At 60.5% G+C, this 18,690-nt stretch carries 18 protein-coding genes; 15 read left to right on the top strand and 3 right to left on the bottom strand.

Going from position 1 to position 18,690, the window contains the following annotated elements; genetic code table 11:
* Nucleotides 1-166 precede the first annotated feature (166 nt).
* The 6 genes from ssuE (at nucleotide 167) to JFT44_RS03590 (ending at nucleotide 4,840) form a co-directional block, all read left to right on the top strand.
* Nucleotides 167-760, top strand: a complete 594-nt coding sequence (gene ssuE, locus JFT44_RS03615; RefSeq protein WP_057440432.1) for an NADPH-dependent FMN reductase — start codon at nucleotides 167-169, stop codon at nucleotides 758-760.
* Between the two features lie 93 nt (nucleotides 761-853).
* A complete protein-coding gene (locus JFT44_RS03610; RefSeq protein WP_057440431.1) occupies nucleotides 854-1,822 on the top strand; it encodes a sulfonate ABC transporter substrate-binding protein in 969 nt (322 codons plus the stop codon).
* Between the two features lie 25 nt (nucleotides 1,823-1,847).
* Complete coding sequence (gene ssuD, locus JFT44_RS03605) at nucleotides 1,848-2,996, top strand: FMNH2-dependent alkanesulfonate monooxygenase (RefSeq protein WP_057960927.1); 1,149 nt, start codon at nucleotides 1,848-1,850, stop codon at nucleotides 2,994-2,996.
* Between the two features lie 9 nt (nucleotides 2,997-3,005).
* The gene (gene ssuC, locus JFT44_RS03600; protein ID WP_029289469.1) at nucleotides 3,006-3,794 is read left to right on the top strand and encodes an aliphatic sulfonate ABC transporter permease SsuC; all 789 of its coding nucleotides are present in this window, start codon (nucleotides 3,006-3,008) and stop codon (nucleotides 3,792-3,794) included.
* Nucleotides 3,791-4,597 carry an aliphatic sulfonates ABC transporter ATP-binding protein gene (gene ssuB / locus JFT44_RS03595; RefSeq protein WP_057960926.1) on the top strand — a complete coding sequence of 269 codons (807 nt, stop codon included), beginning with the start codon at nucleotides 3,791-3,793 and terminating at the stop codon, nucleotides 4,595-4,597. The genes ssuC and ssuB overlap by 4 nt, the downstream gene beginning before the upstream one ends.
* A 27-nt stretch (nucleotides 4,598-4,624) precedes the next feature.
* Nucleotides 4,625-4,840: a molybdopterin-binding protein gene (locus JFT44_RS03590; RefSeq protein WP_003213899.1), complete on the top strand. Its 216-nt coding sequence runs from the start codon at nucleotides 4,625-4,627 to the stop codon at nucleotides 4,838-4,840.
* Between the two features lie 106 nt (nucleotides 4,841-4,946).
* Here JFT44_RS03590 and JFT44_RS03585 read toward each other — a convergent pair whose 3' ends face one another.
* On the bottom strand, nucleotides 4,947-5,579 hold the full coding sequence (locus JFT44_RS03585) for a TetR/AcrR family transcriptional regulator (protein ID WP_057440428.1): 633 nt from the start codon (nucleotides 5,577-5,579) through the stop codon (nucleotides 4,947-4,949).
* 210 nt (nucleotides 5,580-5,789) lie between these two features.
* Nucleotides 5,790-7,166 (bottom strand): glutamine synthetase family protein, encoded by a 1,377-nt coding sequence (locus tag JFT44_RS03580; protein ID WP_057440427.1) that lies wholly within the window; start codon nucleotides 7,164-7,166, stop codon nucleotides 5,790-5,792.
* 278 nt (nucleotides 7,167-7,444) lie between these two features.
* Here JFT44_RS03580 and JFT44_RS03575 point away from each other — a divergent pair, with 278 nt between their 5' ends.
* The 8 genes from JFT44_RS03575 (at nucleotide 7,445) to JFT44_RS03540 (ending at nucleotide 16,686) form a co-directional block, all read left to right on the top strand.
* Complete coding sequence (locus JFT44_RS03575) at nucleotides 7,445-8,233, top strand: gamma-glutamyl-gamma-aminobutyrate hydrolase family protein (protein ID WP_115129234.1); 789 nt, start codon at nucleotides 7,445-7,447, stop codon at nucleotides 8,231-8,233.
* A gap of 39 nt (nucleotides 8,234-8,272) precedes the next feature.
* On the top strand, nucleotides 8,273-9,631 hold the full coding sequence (locus JFT44_RS03570) for a glutamine synthetase family protein (RefSeq protein WP_029289457.1): 1,359 nt from the start codon (nucleotides 8,273-8,275) through the stop codon (nucleotides 9,629-9,631).
* A gap of 55 nt (nucleotides 9,632-9,686) precedes the next feature.
* Nucleotides 9,687-11,051 carry an aspartate aminotransferase family protein gene (locus JFT44_RS03565; RefSeq protein ID WP_057960974.1) on the top strand — a complete coding sequence of 455 codons (1,365 nt, stop codon included), beginning with the start codon at nucleotides 9,687-9,689 and terminating at the stop codon, nucleotides 11,049-11,051.
* 178 nt (nucleotides 11,052-11,229) lie between these two features.
* Nucleotides 11,230-12,342, top strand: a complete 1,113-nt coding sequence (locus JFT44_RS03560) for a polyamine ABC transporter substrate-binding protein (RefSeq protein ID WP_057960973.1) — start codon at nucleotides 11,230-11,232, stop codon at nucleotides 12,340-12,342.
* Nucleotides 12,343-12,583: 241 nt separating this feature from the next.
* On the top strand, nucleotides 12,584-13,678 hold the full coding sequence (locus tag JFT44_RS03555) for a polyamine ABC transporter substrate-binding protein (protein WP_198830358.1): 1,095 nt from the start codon (nucleotides 12,584-12,586) through the stop codon (nucleotides 13,676-13,678).
* Nucleotides 13,679-13,745: 67 nt separating this feature from the next.
* Nucleotides 13,746-14,888, top strand: a complete 1,143-nt coding sequence (locus tag JFT44_RS03550) for an ABC transporter ATP-binding protein (protein WP_029289449.1) — start codon at nucleotides 13,746-13,748, stop codon at nucleotides 14,886-14,888.
* Nucleotides 14,885-15,805 carry an ABC transporter permease subunit gene (locus tag JFT44_RS03545; protein ID WP_057960924.1) on the top strand — a complete coding sequence of 307 codons (921 nt, stop codon included), beginning with the start codon at nucleotides 14,885-14,887 and terminating at the stop codon, nucleotides 15,803-15,805. The genes JFT44_RS03550 and JFT44_RS03545 overlap by 4 nt, the downstream gene beginning before the upstream one ends.
* Nucleotides 15,802-16,686 carry an ABC transporter permease subunit gene (locus tag JFT44_RS03540; protein ID WP_057960923.1) on the top strand — a complete coding sequence of 295 codons (885 nt, stop codon included), beginning with the start codon at nucleotides 15,802-15,804 and terminating at the stop codon, nucleotides 16,684-16,686. The genes JFT44_RS03545 and JFT44_RS03540 overlap by 4 nt, the downstream gene beginning before the upstream one ends.
* A 130-nt stretch (nucleotides 16,687-16,816) precedes the next feature.
* On the opposite strand, the gene JFT44_RS03535 is transcribed toward JFT44_RS03540, so the two are convergent.
* Complete coding sequence (locus JFT44_RS03535; protein WP_057960922.1) at nucleotides 16,817-17,458, bottom strand: HD domain-containing protein; 642 nt, start codon at nucleotides 17,456-17,458, stop codon at nucleotides 16,817-16,819.
* A 258-nt stretch (nucleotides 17,459-17,716) separates the two neighbouring features.
* On the opposite strand from JFT44_RS03535, the gene JFT44_RS03530 reads away from it, so the two are divergent.
* Entirely contained in the window at nucleotides 17,717-18,682 is a 966-nt protein-coding gene (locus JFT44_RS03530; protein ID WP_057960921.1) for a GlxA family transcriptional regulator, read from the top strand.
* Nucleotides 18,683-18,690 lie beyond the last annotated feature (8 nt).

Below are 18,690 nucleotides of genomic sequence, written 5' to 3'. Positions count from 1 at the left end.
ACGGCCTTTTTTTTCGCCCGCCGAATGCTCTTTCTCATATGCAATTTAAGAATAAACAAATGAATAAATAAGATTTATAGATATATGAATCTGCTGATATGGTCTGTTCCATCTTGGCGCCATCGCTGCACTGCGAACCGCCGACACTTGCTCAAGGAAACTCCAGATGCTGGTCGTAACACTTGGTGGCAGTCCCAGTCAGCGTTCCCGCTCCGGGGTCTTGCTGGATCATTCCCGGCGCTGGTTGCAGCAGCAAGGCGTGGAAGTGGTGAGTTATCAGGTGCGGGACTTCCCGGCCGAAGATTTGCTGTATGCCCGCTTTGACAGCCCGAAGGTGCTCGACCTGCTGGCCCAAGTGGCCAATGCCGATGGTCTGGTGATTGCCACGCCGGTGTACAAGGCCTCGTTTTCCGGCGCGTTGAAAACCGTCCTCGACCTGCTGCCGGAACGGGCCCTGGCCCACAAAGTGGTGTTGCCCATGGCCACCGGCGGCAGCATTGCCCACATGCTGGCAGTGGATTACGCCTTGAAACCGGTGCTGTCGGCGCTGAAAGCCCAGGAGCTGCTGCACGGGATTTTTGCCGAAGACAGCCAAATTGCCTACGGCGAAGGCAGTGCCCAGGCGCAGTTGGTGCCGATCCTTGAGCAACGCTTGAGCGAAGCCCTGGAGCAGTTCTACAGCGCCATGGCTCGCCGCCCGCAACCGCTGGACCCCCATGTGTTGAATGAACGTTTGTTGAGTGCTCGCTGGAGCATCTAAGCCGAACCCGAATACCAGAAACCCTCACCTTACTCAGCCGCCAACGGCCAAGCAGGTGCAGCCACAACCCTCATCGTCAATTTGGAGAGCGCCATGCGCACTGTCATCTTGCGTCGGGGCCTGGTCGCACTGTTTGCTGCGGCTGTGTCCTTCGGCGCCATTGTTCAAGCCCAAGCCGCAGAAACCCTGCGGATCGGTTATCAGAAGTACGGCACCCTGGTGCTGCTCAAAGCCAAGGGCACCCTGGAAAAACGCCTGGCGGACCAGGGCGTGAACGTGCAGTGGACCGAATTTCCCGGCGGCCCGCAGTTGCTGGAAGGGCTGAATGTGGGCTCCATCGACTTTGGCGTCACTGGCGAGACTCCGCCGGTGTTCGCCCAGGCCGCCGGTGCCGATCTGCTCTATGTGGCCTACGAACCGCCAGCGCCGACCAGCGAAGCCATCCTGGTACCCAAGGACTCGCCGATCACATCGGTGGCCGAGCTCAAGGGCAAGAAAGTCGTGCTCAATAAGGGCTCCAACGTGCATTACCTGCTGGTGCGCGCCCTGGAAGACGCAGGCCTGAAATACACCGACGTACAGACCGTGTTCCTGCCGCCCGCCGACGCCCGTGCCGCCTTCGAGCGTGGCAGTGTCGACGCCTGGGTCATCTGGGACCCGTACCAGGCGGCTGCCGAGAAGCAACTGCAAGCCCGCACCCTGCGTGACGCCACCGGCATTGCCGATAACCACCAGTTCTACCTGGCCACCAAGCCTTACACCGAAAAACACCCCGAGGTGATCAAGGCGCTGATTGAGGAAGTGCGCGCCGTGGGCGAATGGTCCAAGGCCAACCCCCAGGAAGTCACTGAGCAAGTCGCACCGCTACTCGGCCTGCCGGCGGACATCACCCTGACTTCGGTGAAGCGCCAAGGCTACGGCGCGCTGTTCCTGACCCCGGCAGTGGTCGCCGCCCAGCAGAAAATCGCCGACAGCTTCTACCAACTCAAATTGATTCCCAAGCCCTTGAGCATCAAGGACGTGATCTGGACGCCACCTGCGAGCGTTGCCAAAGCGCCGTAATCCGATTTCTTCAGGAGACAACTCCATGAGCCTCACTATTTTCTGGTTCCTGCCTACCCATGGCGACGGCCATTATCTGGGCACCGCTGAAGGCGCTCGTGCCGTGGATCACGGCTATCTGCAACAGGTGGCCCAGGCCGCTGATCGCCTGGGCTTTGGCGGGGTGTTGATCCCTACCGGACGCTCCTGCGAAGACTCGTGGCTGGTGGCCGCCTCGTTGATCCCGGTGACCCAGCGTTTGAAGTTTCTTGTCGCTCTGCGCCCCGGGATCATTTCCCCGACAGTGGCGGCGCGGCAGGCGGCGACCCTGGACCGGCTGTCCGGTGGCCGGGCGCTGTTCAACCTGGTGACCGGCGGTGATCCGGAGGAGTTGGCCGGCGACGGTCTGTTCCTCAGCCATGAGGAGCGTTACCAGGCCTCGGTGGAATTCACCCGCATCTGGCGTCGCGTGCTGGAAGGCGAAACCGTGGACTACGACGGCCAGCACATCAGCGTCAAAGGCGCCAAGCTGCTGTACCCGCCGATCCAGCAACCTCGGCCGCCGCTGTACTTCGGCGGATCTTCCGAAGCGGCCCAGGACCTGGCAGCCGAACAAGTGGAAATGGTCCTGACCTGGGGCGAACCGCCGGCTGCGGTGGCGGAAAAAATCGAACAGGTGCGGGCCAAGGCGGCCAAGCTCGGGCGCACTGTGCGCTTCGGTATTCGCCTGCATGTGATCGTGCGTGAAACCAACGAGGAGGCATGGAAAGCCGCCGACAAACTGATCTCCCACCTGGACGACGACACCATTGCGCGGGCCCAGGCATCCCTGGCGCGCTTTGATTCGGTGGGCCAGCAACGCATGGCCGCCCTGCATGGTGGCAGCCGCGACAACCTCGAAGTCAGCCCCAACCTGTGGGCCGGTGTCGGCCTGGTACGTGGCGGGGCCGGCACGGCGCTGGTGGGCGACGGCCCGACCGTGGCGGCGCGGGTCAAGGAGTACGCGGACCTGGGCATCGACACCTTTATCTTCTCCGGCTATCCCCACCTGGAAGAGTCGTACCGGGTCGCGGAGCTGCTGTTCCCGCACCTGGATATCGAACGTCCCGAGCTGCCGAAAAGCGCCGGCTACGTCAGCCCGTTTGGCGAAATGGTGGCCAACGACATTCTTCCCAAAGCCGCGTCGCAGAGCTGAGGCGCCGTCATGAACAGTCAACGGATTTTGCATCGACTGGCACCGTGGGCGCTGCCGATCCTGTTGCTGGCGGTGTGGCAGTTGTCGGTGTCGGCGGGCTGGTTGTCGACACGGATTCTGCCGGCCCCCAGCGCGGTGATTGCAGCCGGGGTGCACCTGGTCAGCAGCGGTGAAATCTGGACGCACCTGGCCATCAGCGGCTGGCGCGCCGGCCTCGGTTTTGTGATCGGCGGCGGCATCGGCCTGGCCCTGGGGTTTATCACCGGCCTGTCGAAATGGGGTGAGCGCCTGCTGGACAGCTCGGTGCAGATGATTCGCAACGTGCCGCACCTGGCGCTGATCCCGCTGGTGATTCTGTGGTTTGGCATTGATGAAACGGCGAAGATTTTCCTGGTCGCCCTCGGCACGCTGTTCCCGATCTACCTCAACACCTATCACGGTATCCGCAACGTCGACCCGGCGCTGGTGGAGATGGCACGCAGTTATGGTTTGTCGGGCTTCAGCCTGTTTCGCCAGGTGATCCTGCCCGGGGCCTTGCCCTCGATCCTGGTGGGGGTGCGTTTTGCCCTGGGCTTTATGTGGCTGACGCTGATCGTTGCGGAAACCATCTCTGCCAGTTCCGGTATTGGCTACCTGGCGATGAATGCCCGGGAGTTCCTGCAAACCGACGTGGTGGTGCTGGCGATTGTGCTGTACGCGGTACTCGGCAAGTTGGCGGACCTTGCCGCGCGTGGCCTGGAGCGGGTTTGGCTGCGCTGGCATCCGGCCTATCAAGTGCATAAAGGAGGTGCGGCATGACCGCCCAACAACCTCCACGTCTGCTGCGGGGCATCCCGTTGGCGGTGCGCACATTGCGCAAGGCATTTGGCGCGCGGGAGGTGCTCAAGGGCATCGACCTGCATATTCCGGCGGGTCAATTTGTCGCCGTGGTCGGGCGCAGCGGCTGCGGCAAAAGTACCTTGCTGCGCCTGCTGGCCGGCCTGGATGAAGCCAGCAGCGGCGAGTTGCTGGCCGGCTCTGCAGCGTTGAGCGAAGCCCTGGAAGACACGCGGCTGATGTTCCAGGAAGCGCGCCTGCTGCCGTGGAAAAAGATCATTGATAACGTCGGCCTGGGCCTTAAGGGCAACTGGCGACCCCAGGCCATGGAGGCCTTGGAAGCGGTCGGCCTGGCCGAGCGTGCCGATGAATGGCCAGCGGTGTTGTCCGGTGGCCAGAAACAACGGGTGGCCCTGGCCCGCGCCTTGATTCACCAACCGCGCCTGTTACTGCTGGATGAACCCTTGGGCGCGCTGGATGCCCTGACCCGGATCGAGATGCAGCAACTGATCGAGAACCTGTGGCGCAAACACGGGTTTACCGTGTTGCTGGTGACCCATGACGTCAGCGAAGCCGTGGCCATTGCCGATCGGGTGATCCTGATCGAAGACGGCGAAATCGGCCTCGACCTGCACGTCGAACTACCGCGCCCGCGGGTCCGTGGCTCCCATCGCCTGGCGGCCCTGGAAACCGAAGTGCTTAACCGTGTGCTGTCACTGCCCGGCACGCCGCCTGAGCCGGAACCTGTTTCACCGTTGCCTACGCAGTTGCGTTGGGCGCACTAACTCACTTGTCCCTTGAGGAATAACACCATGACTATCAAAGCGATCAACGTGCGTAACCAGTTCAAAGGCACCATCAAGGAAATCGTCGAAGGCGACGTACTGTCGGAAATCGACGTGCAGACCGCGTCCGGTATCGTCACGTCGGTGATCACCACCCGCTCGGTGAAAGAGCTGGAGCTGGTGATTGGCAGTGAAGTGATTGCCTTTGTGAAATCCACCGAGGTGTCGATCGCTAAACTGTGATGATCGTTCCCACGCTCTGCATGGGAATGCACCCCGTGACGCTCTGCGTCACAAGAGCGGACGCAGAGCGTCCTATGAGGCGTTCCCACGCAGAGCGTGGGAACGATCATTGAGGGCGCTTGGGCAAAAACACCGGCAAATAAAGCCCCACATACGCATCAAACACCCGCATCCCTTCCTCCGCCATGCGCGGGGTGATCTGCCCATGCTGATGCACCGAGCGTGCATACACGCGGTCGCTCAGCTCCAGCGCCAGGGCAAACACGTCCACATCCGCCGGCAGCACCGGCACTTCAAAGTGGCGGTTGAACACTTGCTGCATCAAGTCCCCCAACTCCAGGTCATGCTGGCGGTCGGCCTGGGTCACTTCGGTGAGGCCGTGCTGGGCGAGGATCAGTTGGCGGGCGGCGGCGTCCTTGCTGTAGATCGCCAGCATGCGCAACTCCACCAGGCGCGACAGGTCGCGCCAGTGGTGCAGGCTGTCGTGGTCGATGGGGGCTTGCAGCGCGGCGCGGAAGGCGGCGTGAATGTCAGCGGTCAGGGCTTCGAGCAAGGCCGGGACGCTGGCGAAAAAGTGATACACCGATGACGGCGGAATCTGCGCCCGTTCGGCCACGCTGTAAATCGACAGACTGGCCACGCCTTCGGCGGCCAGCAGGGTGCGGGCAGCATCGAGGATCGCGTCGATCCGGGCCTGGCTGCGGGCGCGGGGTTTGCGAGGGGCGGCGGGGCGGGTCATGGATGTCTCCTACAGGGCAGCGGGCATTGTACGCGACCTTGATCGTTCCCACGCTCTGCGTGGGCACGCCTCTTAGGACGCTCTGCGTCCGCTGTTGTGACGCAGAGCACCACGGGCTGCATTCCCACGCAGAGCGTAGGAACGAGATAGCAGGCCATAAAAAACGCCGCAGGCCATAAGCCTGCAGCGTTCATTTGTTGCAGCATCCGCTTACACGGTATGCAGGTACCAGTTGTACTCAAGGTCGGAGATGGAGTGTTCAAACTCCTCCAGCTCACTTTCCTTACAGGCGACGAAGATATCGATGTATTTCGGGTCGATGTACTTGGCCATCACCTCGCTGTCGTCCAACTCGCGCAGGGCATCGCGCAGGTTGTTCGGCAGGCTTTGCTCGTTCTGCTCGTAGCTGTTGCCTTCCACCGGTGCGCCAGGTTCGATCTTGTTGGTCAGACCGTGGTGCACGCCCGCCAGGACCGAAGCCATCAGCAGGTAAGGGTTGGCATCGGCGCCGGCCACGCGGTGTTCGATACGGACGGCGTCGGACGAGCCGGTCGGTACGCGAATCGCCACGGTGCGGTTGTCCAGGCCCCAGCACGGCGAGTTCGGCACGTAGAACTGTGCGCCGAAACGACGGTAGGAGTTGACGTTGGGGCACAGGAAGGCCATTTGTGCAGGCAGGGTCTCCAGCACACCGCCGATCGCGTGACGCAATGCGGCGTTCTGCTCGGGATCCTCGCTGGCAAAGATGTTCTTGCCGTCTTTGTCCAGGATCGAAATATGCACGTGCAAACCATTGCCGGCCTGGCCTGGGTAAGGCTTGGCCATGAAGGTGGTGTCCATCTCATGGTCGTAGGCAATGTTCTTGATCAAACGCTTGAGCAGTACCGCGTAGTCGCACGCCTTGATCGGGTCGGCGACGTGGTGCAGGTTCACTTCGAACTGCGCCGGGGCACTTTCCTTGACGATGGCGTCAGCCGGGATGCCTTGCTCTTTGGCACCTTCCAGAATGTCCTGGAGGCAGTCGACGTATTCGTCGAGGTCGTCGATCAGGTAGACCTGTGTCGAGTGCGGGCGTTTGCCGGAAATCGGCGAGCGGGGAGGTTGTGGCCGGCCGTTCACGTTCTCCTGGTCGATCAGGTAGAACTCAAGCTCGAAGGCGGCGCAGATGGTCAGGCCCATGTCGTCAAACTTGGTTACAACTTGGCGGAGCACTTCGCGCGGATCGGCGAAGAAAGGTTCACCTTCAAGTTCGTGCATGGTCATCAGCAGTTGCGCGGTAGGGCGCTTTTGCCAGGGTTCATTGCACAGGGTGTCGGGGATTGGATAACAGATTCGGTCAGCATCACCGATGTCCAGGCCCAGGCCGGTGCTTTCCACCGTTGAGCCATTGATATCCAGGGCAAATAAAGAGGCCGGCAAGTTGATGCCTTTCTCGTAAACCTTGTGGAGGCTGGTGCGTTCGATGCGCTTACCGCGCACCACACCATTCATATCCGCAATTAGAAGGTCTACGTACAGAACCTCAGGATGATCCTTAAGGAACGCGTTCGCTTCGTTAAGCTGAACGGCACGCGGGGGTACCGACATGATGCAACACCTTTGTTGTTAAAAATATCAATCATTGATCTTTTCTGGTTTCAGTCAACCCGAACGGCTTGCCGAAGTCAAGCGAGGCCTTTTTTGCCCTAAAAAAGCGCCTTGAGGGGTTTTTTGCGGCTTTTTTGGGCAGTTTTGCCAGTTTGACCGGCTTGGGACTAGCAGGCTTGAGCGGGCCGTGTTGTATTTTTTACGGGGGTGTTGTGTAAAAAAATGAACAAGGCTAAGCTCGATTCAAACCCATAACAGCAATAATACCGGGGTGCTTCATGTCTGGCCTGCCGTTAATCGGCGTCACCGCCTGCTCCAAACAGGTTGGTCTGCATGCTTATCACATCAGTGGCGACAAATACGTCCGCGCCGTGGCAGTCGCTGCCAAGGGCCTGCCATTGATTATTCCGTCCCTGGCGGAGCTGTTCGAACCGGCCAATATTCTTGACGGTCTGGATGGCATTCTCTTTACCGGCTCCCCTTCCAATATCGAACCCTTTCATTACGACGGTCCGGCCAGCGCGCCCGGGACTGCTCATGATCCTGCACGGGACCAGAGCACCCTGCCGCTGATTCGCGCTGCGATTGCCGCAGGCGTACCGGTGCTGGGGATCTGCCGGGGCTTCCAGGAAATGAACGTGGCCCTGGGCGGCAGCCTGCACCAGAAGGTTCATGAGTTGCCGGGTATGCTTGATCACCGCGAAGACGATACCCAGCCGCTGGACATCCAGTACGGCCCGGCGCACGCCGTGGCGATCACGCCGGGCGGGGTATTGGCGGGCCTGGGCTTGCCGGCCACGATCCAGGTCAATTCGATCCACAGCCAGGGCGTTGAGCGCCTGGCGCCGGGCCTGCAGGTCGAAGCGACCGCGCCGGATGGCCTGATCGAGGCTTTTTCGCTCAAACAGGGCAAGGCATTTGCAGACGCTTTTGCATTAGGAGTGCAATGGCACCCCGAATGGCAGGTAAGCTCCAACCCGTACTACCTCGCGATCTTCCAGGCATTTGGCGATGCCTGCCGAACGCGGGCGAAACAAAGAGACGCACACGCGTCAAACAACGCCTGACCTTTAATGGATGTCAGGAAACCCAGCCCAGAGGCATTTATGAGTAACAACCTCGACCAGCTCACCGATTGGTTGAAAGACCACAAGATCACAGAAGTCGAATGCATGATTGGCGACCTCACGGGGATCACCCGGGGCAAGATCTCGCCGACCAACAAGTTCATTGCCGAAAAAGGCATGCGCCTGCCCGAGAGCGTTCTGTTGCAGACCGTGACCGGCGACTATGTCGAAGACGACATCTATTACGAATTGCTCGACCCGGCCGACATCGACATGATCTGCCGTCCCGACCAGAACGCGGTGTTCCTGGTGCCCTGGGCCATCGAGCCCACCGCCCAGGTGATCCACGACACCTACGACAAGCAAGGCAACCCGATCGAGCTGTCGCCGCGCAACGTGCTCAAGAAAGTCCTCAAGCTCTACGCCGACAAAGGCTGGCAGCCCATCGTGGCGCCGGAGATGGAGTTCTACCTGACCAAGCGCTGCGAAGACCCGGACTTCCCGTTGCAACCGCCGATTGGCCGCTCCGGCCGCCCGGAAACCGGTCGCCAGTCCTTCTCTATAGAAGCGGCCAACGAATTCGACCCACTGTTCGAAGACGTCTACGACTGGTGCGAGCTGCAGGAGCTGGACCTGGACACCCTGATCCACGAGGACGGCACGGCGCAGATGGAAATCAATTTCCGTCACGGCGATGCCCTGTCCCTGGCCGACCAGATCCTAGTGTTCAAGCGCACCATGCGTGAAGCCGCGCTCAAGCACAACGTGGCCGCCACCTTTATGGCCAAGCCGATGACCGGCGAGCCCGGCAGCGCCATGCACCTGCACCAGAGCATTATTGATATCGCCACCGGCAAGAACGTGTTCTCCAATGAGGACGGCTCCAAGAGCGAGCTGTTCCTGCACCACATCGGTGGCCTGCAGAAGTTCATCCCCGAGCTGTTGCCGCTGTTTGCGCCCAACGTCAACTCGTTCCGCCGCTTCCTGCCCGACACCTCGGCGCCGGTGAACGTGGAGTGGGGTGAAGAGAACCGCACCGTGGGCCTGCGCGTGCCGGATGCCGGCCCGCAGAACCGCCGCGTGGAAAACCGCCTGCCGGGCGCCGATGCCAACCCGTACCTGGCCATCGCCGCCAGCCTGCTGTGCGGTTATATCGGCATGGTCGAAGGCATCAGCCCGAGCGCCCCGGTGGTCGGTCGTGGCTACGAGCGACGCAACCTGCGCCTGCCGTTGACCATCGAAGATGCACTGGAACGCATGGAAAACAGCAAGACCATCGAGAAATACCTGGGTCACAAATTCATCACTGGCTACGTCGCGGTCAAGCGGGCCGAGCATGAAAACTTCAAGCGCGTGATCAGTTCGTGGGAGCGGGAATTCCTGCTCTTCGCCGTCTGATGCGCCGGGTGCGGCCAGGATGGGCCGCACCTTCACCTACTTTTTGGAGATTGGTATGTCCAGCAACAACCCGCAAACCCGTGAATGGCAAGCCCTGAGCAACGATCATCACCTGGCGCCGTTCAGCGACTTCAAGCAGTTGAAAGAGAAAGGCCCGCGCATCATCACCAACGCCAAGGGCGTTTACCTGTGGGACAGCGAAGGCAACAAGATCCTCGACGGCATGGCCGGCCTGTGGTGTGTGGCCATCGGTTATGGCCGCGATGAGCTGGCTGACGCCGCCGCCAAGCAGATGAAACAACTGCCTTACTACAACCTGTTCTTCCAGACTGCCCACCCGCCGGTGCTGGAACTGGCCAAGGCCATCGCCGATATCGCCCCGGCCGGCATGAACCACGTGTTCTTCACCGGCTCCGGCTCCGAAGGCAACGACACCATGTTGCGTATGGTCCGCCACTACTGGGCGATCAAGGGCCAGCCGAACAAAAAAACCATCATCAGCCGCAAGAATGGCTACCACGGTTCCACCGTGGCCGGCGCCAGCCTGGGCGGCATGACTTATATGCACGAGCAGGGCGACTTGCCGATCCCGGGCATCGTGCATATCGCCCAGCCGTACTGGTTCGGCGAAGGCGGCGACATGAGCCCTGAAGAGTTCGGGGTGTGGGCCGCTAACCAACTGGAAGAGAAAATTCTGGAACTGGGCGTGGACAACGTCGGTGCCTTTATTGCCGAGCCGATCCAGGGCGCCGGCGGTGTGATCGTGCCGCCAGCAAGCTACTGGCCGCGCATCAAGGAAATCCTCGCCAAGTACGACATCCTGTTTGTCGCCGACGAAGTGATCTGTGGCTTTGGCCGCACCGGTGAGTGGTTCGGTAGCGATTTCTACGATCTCAAGCCGGACATGATGACCATCGCCAAGGGCCTGACCTCGGGCTATATCCCCATGGGCGGCCTGATTGTGCGCGACGAAGTGGTGGCGGTGCTCAACGAAGGCGGCGATTTCAACCACGGCTTCACCTATTCCGGGCACCCGGTGGCTGCTGCGGTGGCCCTGGAAAACATCCGCATCATGCGCGATGAAAAAATTGTCAGCCGCGTCCATGACGAAACGGCACCGTATTTGCAGAAGCGTCTACGCGAGCTGGCGGATCATCCGCTGGTGGGCGAAGTGCGCGGTGTCGGCATGTTGGGTGCGATCGAGCTGGTCCAGGACAAGGCCACGCGCAAGCGTTATGAAGGAAAGGGCGTGGGTATGATCTGCCGCACCTTCTGCTTCGAAAATGGCCTGATCATGCGCGCCGTGGGCGACACCATGATCATTTCGCCGCCGCTGGTGATCAGCAAGGCCGAGATTGACGAGCTGGTGACCAAGGCTCGCCATTGCCTGGACCTGACTTTGGCGGCATTGCAGGGCTAAGTGCTAGGCTCAGGATGCAGCGGCTGCGGCTGTTGCATTCGGGTAATGATAAATGCGGGGCTTTGGTTGAAAGCCGGCCCCTGAACTTGCCAGACTGTCGCCCTGTTTTGTCGCCCTTCGACGGGCCATGAAACGTAGAAAAATGTGGCCCAAAAAAGAAAAATTGGAGCATGACCGAATGAAGGCATTAGGTTTGAAGAACGCCGGCAAGACCCTCCTGGCCTTGTCCCTGATGGGCGCAATGGCCGGCACGGCCCAGGCTGCCGACAAAGTGCTGCACGTCTACAACTGGTCCGACTACATTGCACCGGACACCGTAGCCAACTTTGAGAAAGAGTCCGGCATCAAGGTGGTGTACGACGTTTTCGACAGCAACGAAACCCTGGAAGCCAAGCTGCTGGCGGGCAAGTCCGGCTACGACATCGTCGTACCGTCGAACAACTTCCTGGCCAAGCAGATCAAGGCCGGTGTGTATCAGGAGCTGGACAAGTCCAAGCTGCCAAACTGGAAGAACCTCGACACCGACCTGCTCAAGGCCGTGGGTGATGCCAGCGACAAAGGCAACCTGCACGCATTCCCGTACATGTGGGGCACCATCGGCATCGGCTACAACCCGGACAAGGTCAAGGCTGCGCTGGGCGTCGACAAGATCGATTCGTGGGATGTGCTGTTCAAGCCCGAGAACATCGAAAAACTCAAAAGCTGTGGCGTGAGCTTCCTCGACTCGCCAACCGAAATGATCCCGGTGGCCCTGCACTACCTGGGCTACCCGACCGACAGCCAGGACAAGAAGCAACTGGCTGAAGCCGAAGCGCTGTTCCTCAAGATCCGTCCTTCGGTGGGTTACTTCCACTCCTCCAAGTACATCTCGGACCTGGCCAACGGCAACATCTGCGTGGCCGTGGGTTACTCGGGTGACCTGGAACAGTCCAAATCCCGCGCGGCTGAAGCCGGTGGCAAGGTTAAAGTTTCCTACGCCATTCCCAAGGAAGGCGCAGGCAGCTTCTACGACATGGTCGCCATCCCCAAAGATGCCGAGAACCTGGACGCCGCCTATCAGTTCATGAACTACCTGCTCAAGCCTGAAGTCATGGCTGAAATCACCAACAGCGTACGTTTCCCGAACGGTAACAAGGCTGCCACGCCGCTGGTGAGCAAGGATATCTCGGGTGACCCGAGCATCTATCCGACGGATGCAGTGAAAGCCAAGCTGTATGCAATCAGCGATCTGCCGGCCGCTACCCAGCGCTTGCTGACGCGCAGCTGGACCAAGATCAAGTCGGGTAAATAAGCCTTGATAGGTGTGGGAGGGGGGTTGGATGGGAGCGGGCTTGCTCGCGAAAGCGGCGTGTCAGTAGAGGCATATGCAGGCTGACACGCCGCCTTCGCGAGCAAGCTCGCTCCCCCACAAGCCCGCTCCCACCCATTAAATGACAGAAAGCTTTGCCGGATCGGTTTATCGAGGGTAAGTTGCGCGCCGGTTTTGTTGTCGGGCAACAACTTTGGGCCCAACTATTTAAGAGGACCTCCACTTGCCAATTTCTTTATTTCGCAAAGCCTTGCTGGTAGGGGCGGGTCTCACGTTGGCAGTCAGCGTGCAGGCGGCTTCGACTGTGCATGTTTATAACTGGTCGGACTATATCGGCCCCGACACCCTGTCCAACTTTGAAAAGGCCACCGGCATCAAGCCCGTCTATGACGTGTTCGATTCCAACGAAACCCTGGAAGGCAAATTGCTGGCCGGGCGCACCGGGTATGACGTGGTGGTGCCGTCCAACCACTTCCTGGGCAAGCAGATCAAGGCGGGCGCGTTCCAGAAAATCGATAAGGCGCAGTTGAGCAACTACGCCAACCTCGACCCGGCGCTGCTCAAGCGCCTGGAGAAGAACGACCCGGGTAACCAATACGCCGTGCCTTACCTGTGGGGCACCAACGGCATTGGCTACAACGTCGACAAAGTCAAAGAAGTGCTGGGTGTCGACAAAATCGACTCCTGGGCCGTGCTGTTCGAGCCGGAAAACATGAAGAAGCTGGCCAGTTGCGGCGTGTCCTTTATGGACTCGGCGGATGAAATGCTGCCAGCGGTGCTCAACTACATGGGCCTGGACCCCAACAGCACCAACCCGGCCGACTACAAGAAGGCTGAGGAAAAACTCCTGAAAGTGCGTCCCTACGTGACCTACTTCCACTCATCCAAATACATTTCGGACCTGGCCAACGGCAATATCTGCGTGGCCGCCGGGTTCTCCGGCGATGTGTTCCAGGCCAAGGCCCGCGCCAGCGAGGCTGGCAAGGGCGTAAACATCGCCTACGCGATTCCGAAAGAAGGCGGCAACCTGTGGTTTGACGTGCTGGCGATCCCCAAGGACTCGACCAACGTCAAGGAGGCCCACGCCTTCATCAACTATTTACTGCAACCTGAAGTGATCGCTCAGGTCAGTGATTACGTCGGCTACGCCAACCCTAACCCAGGGTCGGATACGTTGATGGAGCAATCAATACGCACCGACGAAGCGGTTTACCCACCGCAGGCGGTTCTCGACCGGACATTTGTCAACTTCGAGCTACCCCCGAAAGTGCAACGCTTGATGACCCGTAGCTGGACCAAGGTCAAGACGGGCAAGTAAGGCTCACACTATCTAAGGTTCGTCTGTATTGGACGTTCTGCACTCTTTTTTTCTGGGAGTTTCGTAAATGGCAGTTGCCTCCGGCGCCTATAAGAAAGCCCTCGAGGGCGACCAGACACCGAAAAAGGTGTTGGTCAAAATCGACCGGGTCACGAAGAAGTTCGACGAGACGATTGCCGTGGACGATGTGTCCCTGGAAATCAAGAAAGGCGAGATCTTCGCCTTGCTCGGCGGATCGGGTTCGGGCAAGTCCACCTTGCTGCGCATGCTCGCAGGTTTCGAGCGCCCGACCGAAGGGCGGATTTTCCTCGACGGTGTTGATATCACCGATATGCCGCCCTACGAGCGGCCGATCAACATGATGTTCCAGTCCTACGCCTTGTTCCCCCACATGACCGTGGCGCAGAACATCGCCTTCGGCCTGCAACAGGACAAGATCCCTAAGGCCGAAGTCGAGGCCCGCGTGGCCGAGATGCTCAAGCTGGTCCAGATGAGCCAGTACGCCAAGCGCAAGCCGCACCAGTTGTCTGGCGGCCAGCGTCAGCGGGTGGCCCTGGCCCGTTCCCTGGCCAAACGCCCGAAACTGCTGCTGCTCGATGAGCCGATGGGCGCCCTGGACAAGAAGCTGCGTTCGCAGATGCAGCTTGAACTCGTCGAAATCATCGAGCGCGTCGGCGTGACCTGCGTGATGGTGACCCACGACCAGGAAGAGGCCATGACCATGGCCGAGCGCATCGCGATCATGCACCTGGGCTGGATCGCGCAGATCGGCAGCCCGATCGACATCTACGAAACCCCCACCAGCCGCCTGGTGTGCGAGTTCATCGGCAACGTCAACATCTTCGACACCGTGGTGGTGGATGACGCCGAAGGCCACGCAGTGCTCAAGTGCGCCGACCTGGACCGCGATATCTACGTGGGTTATGGCATTGCCACGTCGGTGGAAGACAAGTCGGTGACCTACGCTATCCGCCCGGAAAAGCTGCTGGTCACCACCGAGATGCCGACCTGCGAGCACAACTGGTCCAGCGGCAAGGTGCATGACATCGCCTACCTGGGCGGCCATTCGGTGTTCTACGTCGAGCTGCCGAGCGGCAAGCTGGTGCAGTCCTTCGTCGCCAACGCCGAACGCCGTGGCGCGCGGCCGACCTGGGGTGACCAGGTCTACGTGTGGTGGGAAGACGACAGCGGCGTGGTACTTCGCTCATGAACATGAAGAAATTCAAACGGCGATTGCACCGAATAATTCCCAGCGGCAAGCAGGTGGTCATCGGGATTCCGTTCCTGTGGCTGTTCCTGTTCTTCATGCTGCCGTTCTTCATCGTCCTGAAGATCAGCTTTGCCGAAGCGGACGTGGCGATCCCGCCCTACACCGAGATCTACACCTACATCGAGCAGAAGCTGGAGGTGGTGCTCAACCTGGCCAACTACAGCCTGCTGGCCGGCGACGAGCTGTACATCGCCGCCTACCTGGGCTCGTTGAAGATGGCGTTTTTCAGCACGGCCTTGTGCCTGCTGATCGGCTACCCGATGGCCTACGCCATCGCCAGTGCGCGCAAAGAGATGCAGACCGTGCTGGTGCTGCTGATCATGATGCCGACCTGGACCGCGATCCTGATCCGCGTGTATGCGTGGATGGGCATCCTCAGCAACAACGGCTTGCTCAATGGCTTCCTGATGTCCATCGGCCTGATCAACGAGCCGTTGCAGATCCTCAACACCAATATCGCGGTGTATATCGGCGTGGTCTATTCGTACCTGCCGTTTATGATCCTGCCGCTGTACGCCAACCTGGTGAAGCACGACCAGAGCCTGCTGGAGGCCGCGTCGGACCTGGGTTCGAGCACCTTCAACAGCTTCTGGAAAATCACCGTGCCGCTGTCCAAGAACGGCATCATCGCCGGCTGCATGCTGGTATTCATCCCGGTGGTGGGCGAGTTCGTGATCCCGGAACTGCTGGGCGGCCCGGAAACCCTGATGATCGGTAAAGTGTTGTGGCAAGAGTTCTTCAACAACCGTGACTGGCCGGTGGCTTCTGCGCTGGCGGTGGTGATGCTGGCGATCCTGATCGTGCCGATCATTCTGTTTAACCGCAGCCAAGCCAAAGAGATGGAGGGCAAGGTATGAAGCGCTTCAGTTTCTCCAGCTTCATGCTGGTCGTAGGGCTGCTGTTCATCTACCTGCCGATGCTGATCCTGGTGATCTATTCGTTCAACGAATCGAAGCTGGTGACGGTGTGGGGGGGTTGGTCGATCAAGTGGTACGTGGGTCTGTTGGACAACTCCCAGTTGATGGGCTCGGTGGCGCGCTCCCTGGAAATCGCCTGCTACACGGCGGTGGCCGCGGTGGCGCTGGGTACGTTGGCAGCGTTCGTGCTGACCCGTATCAGCCAGTTCAAGGGCCGCACGCTGTTTGGCGGCCTGGTGACCGCGCCGCTGGTGATGCCGGAAGTGATCACCGGTCTGTCGCTGTTGCTGCTGTTCGTGGCCATGGCGCAGATGATCGGCTGGCCCCAGGAGCGTGGCATCGTCACCATCTGGATCGCCCACACCACGTTCTGTGCGGCGTATGTGGCGGTGGTGGTGTCGGCGCGCTTGCGTGAGCTGGACCTGTCGATCGAAGAGGCGGCCATGGACCTCGGTGCGCGGCCGTGGAAGGTGTTCTTCCTGATCACCATCCCGATGATCGCGCCGTCGCTGGCGGCGGGCGGCATGATGTCCTTCGCGTTGTCCCTGGATGACCTGGTACTGGCCAGCTTCGTCTCGGGCCCGGGTTCGACCACCTTGCCGATGGAAGTGTTCTCGGCGGTGCGCCTTGGGGTCAAACCCGAGATCAACGCCGTGGCCAGCCTGATTTTGCTGGCGGTGTCGCTGGTGACGTTCCTGGTGTGGTTCTTCAGCCGCCGTGCTGAAGAGCGGCGCAAGAAGGCCATCCAGCAAGCCATCGAAGAAGCGGCAGCGGATGGCTGGAAACAGCCGGATGTACGCCGGGCGCCAGCACCGGTCTAAACGCCGGAATAGGCTCAAAATGTGGGAGCTGGCTTGCCTGCGATAGCAGAGTGTCAGTCACTGAAGATGTGACTGAACCACCGCTATCGCAGGCAAGCCAGCTCCCACATTTGATTGCATTTCAAGTTGATTAAGCCGTCCACGGCGACTGGCGAATCACTTCGACAAAGTTCATCGGCTTGAACCCCGGTTCCTGATCCACCAGCACATCGGTCTTCACGTTGCCAAACGTGGTCTGCGGGCGATGGCGCAAACCGTCGGCAAACGCGCAGATGATGCACTCCTTGAACCCTTCACCCCGTGGATGCGCATGCACCACCGCCTCGCGCTGCACGTGGGTAAACGCGGCGTAGTCCATGCCCAGCACGTCCATCTCCACGCCAGCGGTCACCAGGGCGACGGTAGGGCGCAGGTGCTTGGGCACGCCTGGCGTGGTATGCAGGGCGATGGACAGCCATACTTGCTCGATATCGTCATCGCTCAAGCCATAGGGCTTGAGAAAGGCGGCGGCCGCGTTGGCGCCGTCCACTTCAAAACGCTCGTCATCGCTGCGGTGCCCGTCCATCAGGCCCAGGTCATGGAACATCGCGCCGACGTACAGCAGTTCCGGGTTATAGGCCATCTGCTTGCGCTCGCCGCTCAAGGCACCAAACAGGAACACCCGGCGGGAGTGGTGGTAGAGCAGGTCGGATTCAATGTCGCGGATGTATTCGGTGGTGGCCTTGGCCAGGGCGCTGTCGGGGATTTGGATGCCGGCGATGGTGGTGCTCATGGTCATGATCCTCAAGAAAACGCGGGGTTGGCGCTGATGAGTGCAGTCTGATCGCCCAGTTGCCAGGCAACCACCACCGCAGGGGCGCGATCCCGGCCAATGTGCCTTCATATCGCGCCATGGTTGTACACGATCCAGTGTGGGAGCTGGCTTGCCTGCGATAGCATCGCCTCGGTACATCAGGTATACCCAGGGGATGCCATCGCAGACAAGCCAGCTCCCACAGGGTTTTGCGACAGTCCAGAGGAAGGTTTACCCATGCACAAGACCGTCGCGATCCTGATCTTTCCCGGCGTCCAGTCACTGGATGTGACCGGTCCCATGGATGTGTTCTGCGAGGCCAATCGCTTCCTGGCGCCGGAGGATCATTACCAGCTCGAAGTCATCGGCCAGGTCCAGGGTCAGATCGCCTGTTCCAACGGTCTGTCCTTGCAGGCCCACACCCATTACAGCGAAGCCCTGCAAGCCTATGACCTGCTGTTGGTCGCTGGCGGCCCGCAGTTGCCCTTCGAGGATTTCGGCCTGGCGTTCAATCAATGGCTGCAGGACGCCAGCGCCAGGGCCCGGCGCTTCGGTTCGATCTGTAACGGCGCCTTCATGCTGGCCCGGGCCGGATTGCTGGATGGCAAAACCGTTACCACCCACTGGAGCGACGCGGCTGATCTGGCGCGCCTATGCCCCTCGACTCAGGTCGACGCCGACCGCCTCTACGTGCAGGACGGCAACCTCTACACGTCGGCCGGGGTCACGGCGGGTATCGACCTGTCGTTGTACCTGCTGGCCCAGGACCACGGCCCGGAAGTGGCCCTGAGCGTGGCCAAGCGCCTGGTGGTGTTTACCCAGCGCAGCGGCGGCCAATCGCAGTTCAGCCCGTTTCTCACGCCCCACGCCGAAGCCACCTCGGCCGTGGCACAGGTGCAGTTGTATGTGCTGGCGAACCTGACCGGCGACCTGGGCATTGCTGATCTGGCCCGCGCGGCCAATATGAGTGCGCGCAATTTCTCGCGGGTATTTGCCCGCGAGGCGCGGATCACTCCGGCGGAGTTTGTCGAGCGGGCGCGGGTGGATGCGGCGCGGGTGCTACTGGAAAGCAGCACGGCGCCGCTGAAGACCGTGGCCTACCAATGCGGCTTTCGCGACGCCCAGCACCTGCGCAGTGTGTTCAATCGCCGGCTGGGGGTGACGCCGCAGCAGTTCCGACTCAACTTTGCGGCGCTGGTTTGAGCTCCCAC

The organism is Pseudomonas sp. MF5691, assembly GCF_016405645.1.
Classification (GTDB): domain Bacteria; phylum Pseudomonadota; class Gammaproteobacteria; order Pseudomonadales; family Pseudomonadaceae; genus Aquipseudomonas; species Aquipseudomonas shahriarae.
Note: the sequence above shows the minus strand (reverse complement) of the source record. Positions and strands in the feature narration are given on the sequence as shown.

Bases quoted from the DNA above. Each gene is read 5' to 3' on its own strand.
- ssuE (WP_057440432.1), top strand. From the start codon at position 167: ATGCTGGTCGTAACACTTGGTGGCAGTCCCAGTCAGCGTTCCCGCTCC.
- JFT44_RS03610 (WP_057440431.1), top strand. From the start codon at position 854: ATGCGCACTGTCATCTTGCGTCGGGGCCTGGTCGCACTGTTTGCTGCG.
- ssuD (WP_057960927.1), top strand. From the start codon at position 1,848: ATGAGCCTCACTATTTTCTGGTTCCTGCCTACCCATGGCGACGGCCAT.
- ssuC (WP_029289469.1), top strand. From the start codon at position 3,006: ATGAACAGTCAACGGATTTTGCATCGACTGGCACCGTGGGCGCTGCCG.
- ssuB (WP_057960926.1), top strand. From the start codon at position 3,791: ATGACCGCCCAACAACCTCCACGTCTGCTGCGGGGCATCCCGTTGGCG.
- JFT44_RS03590 (WP_003213899.1), top strand. From the start codon at position 4,625: ATGACTATCAAAGCGATCAACGTGCGTAACCAGTTCAAAGGCACCATC.
- JFT44_RS03585 (WP_057440428.1), bottom strand. From the start codon at position 5,579: ATGACCCGCCCCGCCGCCCCTCGCAAACCCCGCGCCCGCAGCCAGGCC.
- JFT44_RS03580 (WP_057440427.1), bottom strand. From the start codon at position 7,166: ATGTCGGTACCCCCGCGTGCCGTTCAGCTTAACGAAGCGAACGCGTTC.
- JFT44_RS03575 (WP_115129234.1), top strand. From the start codon at position 7,445: ATGTCTGGCCTGCCGTTAATCGGCGTCACCGCCTGCTCCAAACAGGTT.
- JFT44_RS03570 (WP_029289457.1), top strand. From the start codon at position 8,273: ATGAGTAACAACCTCGACCAGCTCACCGATTGGTTGAAAGACCACAAG.
- JFT44_RS03565 (WP_057960974.1), top strand. From the start codon at position 9,687: ATGTCCAGCAACAACCCGCAAACCCGTGAATGGCAAGCCCTGAGCAAC.
- JFT44_RS03560 (WP_057960973.1), top strand. From the start codon at position 11,230: ATGAAGGCATTAGGTTTGAAGAACGCCGGCAAGACCCTCCTGGCCTTG.
- JFT44_RS03550 (WP_029289449.1), top strand. From the start codon at position 13,746: ATGGCAGTTGCCTCCGGCGCCTATAAGAAAGCCCTCGAGGGCGACCAG.
- JFT44_RS03545 (WP_057960924.1), top strand. From the start codon at position 14,885: ATGAACATGAAGAAATTCAAACGGCGATTGCACCGAATAATTCCCAGC.
- JFT44_RS03540 (WP_057960923.1), top strand. From the start codon at position 15,802: ATGAAGCGCTTCAGTTTCTCCAGCTTCATGCTGGTCGTAGGGCTGCTG.
- JFT44_RS03535 (WP_057960922.1), bottom strand. From the start codon at position 17,458: ATGAGCACCACCATCGCCGGCATCCAAATCCCCGACAGCGCCCTGGCC.
- JFT44_RS03530 (WP_057960921.1), top strand. From the start codon at position 17,717: ATGCACAAGACCGTCGCGATCCTGATCTTTCCCGGCGTCCAGTCACTG.